The 3,422-nt window shown below is 47.0% G+C and carries 3 protein-coding genes and 1 pseudogene; 2 read left to right on the top strand and 2 right to left on the bottom strand.

All coding sequences use genetic code 11. The features are described 5' to 3' along the window. Together OGV71_RS00050 and OGV71_RS00045 are read left to right on the top strand one after the other, a co-directional pair. Positions 1-1,004, top strand: a pseudogene (locus tag OGV71_RS00050) (phage tail-collar fiber domain-containing protein); the annotation flags it as partial. Positions 1,005-1,016: 12 nt separating this feature from the next. Further along, positions 1,017-1,547, top strand: a complete 531-nt coding sequence (locus OGV71_RS00045; RefSeq protein ID WP_286532289.1) for a tail fiber assembly protein — start codon at positions 1,017-1,019, stop codon at positions 1,545-1,547. Here the strand turns inward: OGV71_RS00045 and OGV71_RS00040 are convergent. Both OGV71_RS00040 and OGV71_RS00035 read right to left on the bottom strand, forming a co-directional pair. Next, entirely contained in the window at positions 1,519-2,058 is a 540-nt protein-coding gene (locus tag OGV71_RS00040; protein WP_071444916.1) for a tail fiber assembly protein, read from the bottom strand. The genes OGV71_RS00045 and OGV71_RS00040 overlap by 29 nt on opposite strands. Positions 2,059-2,073: 15 nt before the next feature. Further along, positions 2,074-3,422: hypothetical protein (locus OGV71_RS00035; protein ID WP_286532283.1), on the bottom strand; the 1,349-nt coding region annotated here is incomplete at its 5' end.

Genomic DNA, 3,422 nt, shown 5'->3' with positions numbered 1-3,422 from the left:
TTGGTTTAGTAGAAACGGTAAATCGCGCAGCTGGGGCGCTTCAAAAAGACCAGAATCTGAATGACGTCCCGGATAAGGCGAAAGCCCGTAAAGCCCTGCAACTTGGTTCTGCAGCAACACTCGATGCTACAACTGCGGTAAATGATTGTACTCTTGGTCGTGTACTGAAAGTTGGCGATTTTGGCCTGGGCGCTCAGACTTTCGGTGTTATACCGGATAGCCACCCGGTTAGCGAAAGAGCTGCATACGGTGTGAATTTTTCCCGTGTGTTTAAATCCACCGACGCCCCCAGGATGGATACTTATTTTAATTTGCTCATGATGCCGGAAACACTAAATGGGACGTTTGCAGCACTGGCCATGAGTGAGGGACCGACACCGTGTTACAGGGCGTATGGCGTTGGTTCTAACAAATCAATACAGTGGGCAAAGATTTACGACGAACTAAACAAACCTACTGCGACAGATGTTGGAGCGTTTCCAATAACAGGAGGTAAGTTACGCGGACAGCTACGCTTTTTATTCCAGGATGCAAGGCCCAACTCTAACTGCATGATAGCCAACGATGACGCCAGTGGCATTCTGTCCTGCGCGTACGGTTATTATCAGGACAGATTTGATATTCATTTTTATGATGAAAAAGGTGCGTGGGAGTCAAATCCATTAAACATAGGGCGCAATGGAAATACGACAGTTAATGGTAATTTGTCAGGCCGCGCTGTTTATGAAGGTAACACTCGCGTTTATTCGCCAAATAACCCACCGCCAGCGCCTAATTTATCAGGGTATGCCACACAACAATGGGTATTGCAGAATACTGTCCAGGATATCGATCACACCGCGCCTACTGAATATCAATTCTGGGACGGGCGTGATTATATGCGAGCGACAGATGGCGCTGCTATGTACAACTTTAAAATGGTGGGAGGTTCCAGCAACGTTGGATGGATTCAGATTCGATATACTCGAAAAAGAGTAAATGGCACCTGGTATGTAATTAATTAAAGGTAAATAAAAATGCAACACTTCGGTAAATTCTCTCCATATACACCAGACACTACTGACAGGCCAAAAATTATAGATGGTCAGAACGTTATGTTTTTACGTGATCAAAATGGAAATGACTGGTATGACGTTATTGAATTATTTGATGAATCTGAAACGCTGAAAATTGGCTATGACGATGATGGTCGCGTGAGGACATTCACAACTAATATACATGCGCTTTTCCCGGTCAATCTCAGTGTCGTCGAACTTTCAGCCACAGAAGCTAACCTGCGCGTCACGCTGGGGGATGACTGGTTTTATAAAGACGACAAATTGCAGCAAATCCGCAATTACCTGGCTGACGCAGAAGCGGAACGCGACCGCCGCATGGCTAAAGCTACAGCGCGTATTGACTGGCTTGAAGCTGCGCAAAAAGATGGTGATATATCAGCCGACGAAGAAACGGAACTGGCGGCGTTACGGGCTTATCGTACCGCGCTACGCCGCCTTGACTTAACTACAGCACCAGATGTTAAGTGGCCTGAATATTCGGTGGCGTAGGCCATTCAGGTTTTGTTGTATCAACACGCATAACTCTCACCCTATATTTTTTCCATTCTGACAATGCGGCGGTTTCTTCTGCCGTCGCCATTCCTTCATCGACAGCATCTTGTAGAGGTGCAATAGAGGCAGCTGCGGCAGATAATAGCTCCGTTTTCTTCGCTTCAGCCTGCGCGTACAATTCCTTTTGTGAATATTGGCGGGGTTTAATTTCACCGTTGTCAAAAACCCAACCACCTGATATATCCACATTTTTATTTTCAGTGCCGATTTCAACTTCAACAACACTTAAGTTTCGCGGGTAAATGTTTGAAACGTCTCGGCTAATGCTGCGAATAATACCGGCTTCATCGTAAGCAATTTTCAATGTATCTGGTGAGAAATTTGTCTGTGATTGATACCAATCTTGTCCATCCTCAGAAACATAAAATTCAACATTATGTTCTTTGATAAGCAACAGGCTATTTTCATCGTTTGGTGTGTATTTTTTTAGATTTTTAAGGTGCTGCATTTTATCCTTTACCTCTTATTCGATGACATTATACCAGGTGCCGTTAATCAGTTTTTGAATATAACGGACAAGTAGACCACCAACGTTCGAGCTACCACCGACCATCCATATTGCTGTCGCAAATGCGCTGTCATTGCTGGACCAGCTAGCACCATCCCAAAACTTACGCTCCTGCGGCGCACTGACGCGAATATTCTGGACAAAGTTCTGTAATACCCATTCCTGCGTTGCGTAATTACCTCTCGGCTGATATCGACCATCAAAATTTTCGTAGTTTCCCGGAAGAATCCGACCACCGCTTACCCAGTCCCCATCACTGTTCATGAAGGCTTGCCCATCTGTACCATTTACAGAACGGGACTTATTAATCATGTAAATGCCAAACTGATGATTACCCAGCCCACCAAGGATAAAATGTCTGTCCGGGTGTTCCTGCCTGACAATTGCTGATGCGCCGTCTTTGTCCACAGGTGCAACGCTGGAAAAACAAGTCTGCTCGCGCATGTAAATCCAGCTCCCCGTTGAGCCAAATACCTGCACAGCACCGGGAACAATCCTCATCACCTGACGACTATTGGAATAAGCATCAAGAACGCCGTCACCGTTCTGTTTAAATCCGGTATCACCGTCGCCCAAAGCAATTGAGTTACCACCGAGGGCGCTCTCAATCCCAATACCCAACGCACCGTTAATCTGAGCACCACCGCTGGCGAGTAATTTGTGAGACATCGAAATCTCACCCGTTCGGAGGTTAATGCTGATTGGTCGCAGTGGGCCGATATCGCCATTCTCCCCCTGATTTTCCAGCGTGGGGATAAGATGCAGGTACTCTTCCGAACGCCGGAAAATCAGGCCAAACTGTGCATTAAATATCCTCAGCGCATTGGCTCCTGGAATTTTCAACTCACCACTCATGGTGTCACCGGAACGCTTCAAATCCCTGCGCCATCCGGGTAAATATCCATCACCATGATTGATATAGGTAAACTGAGCGCTGAGTGCACCTTCACCTGTCGTGGCTGTAGTGACACGAATAGTCATCGCGCCACGGTCGCCCATTACCTCGACCACAGCCCCAGCCAACTGGATATTTCCACATCCCGTATCGGTGATAGTTCGGTTATCACCGTAAGACCATGAACCCTTGCACATCCAGTACGGATGATTAAATGCCCCCTGCGATTCGAGCCAGACGATAAACTCCGCAGTTGTCCAGTTGCCGCCTCCACCAATGCTAATACCGCCTCTGAAAGCTCTCGCAGCACCGACATTACGCACGAATAAATCTTTGTCGGGAACATCCGCGCCGTTCTGGTCTTTTTGCAACGCCCCGGCAGCGCGATTTATCGTTTCTACTAAACCAA

Origin of the sequence: Citrobacter sp. Cf088 (genome assembly GCF_030334295.1) — a bacterium.
Lineage (GTDB): Bacteria > Pseudomonadota > Gammaproteobacteria > Enterobacterales > Enterobacteriaceae > Citrobacter > Citrobacter freundii.
This window is presented reverse-complemented; position numbering and strand designations above follow the sequence as displayed.

Coding starts and splice junctions, on each gene's coding strand:
- OGV71_RS00040 (WP_071444916.1), bottom strand. CDS start 2,058: ATGCAGCACCTTAAAAATCTAAAAAAATACACACCAAACGATGAAAAT.
- OGV71_RS00045 (WP_286532289.1), top strand. CDS start 1,017: ATGCAACACTTCGGTAAATTCTCTCCATATACACCAGACACTACTGAC.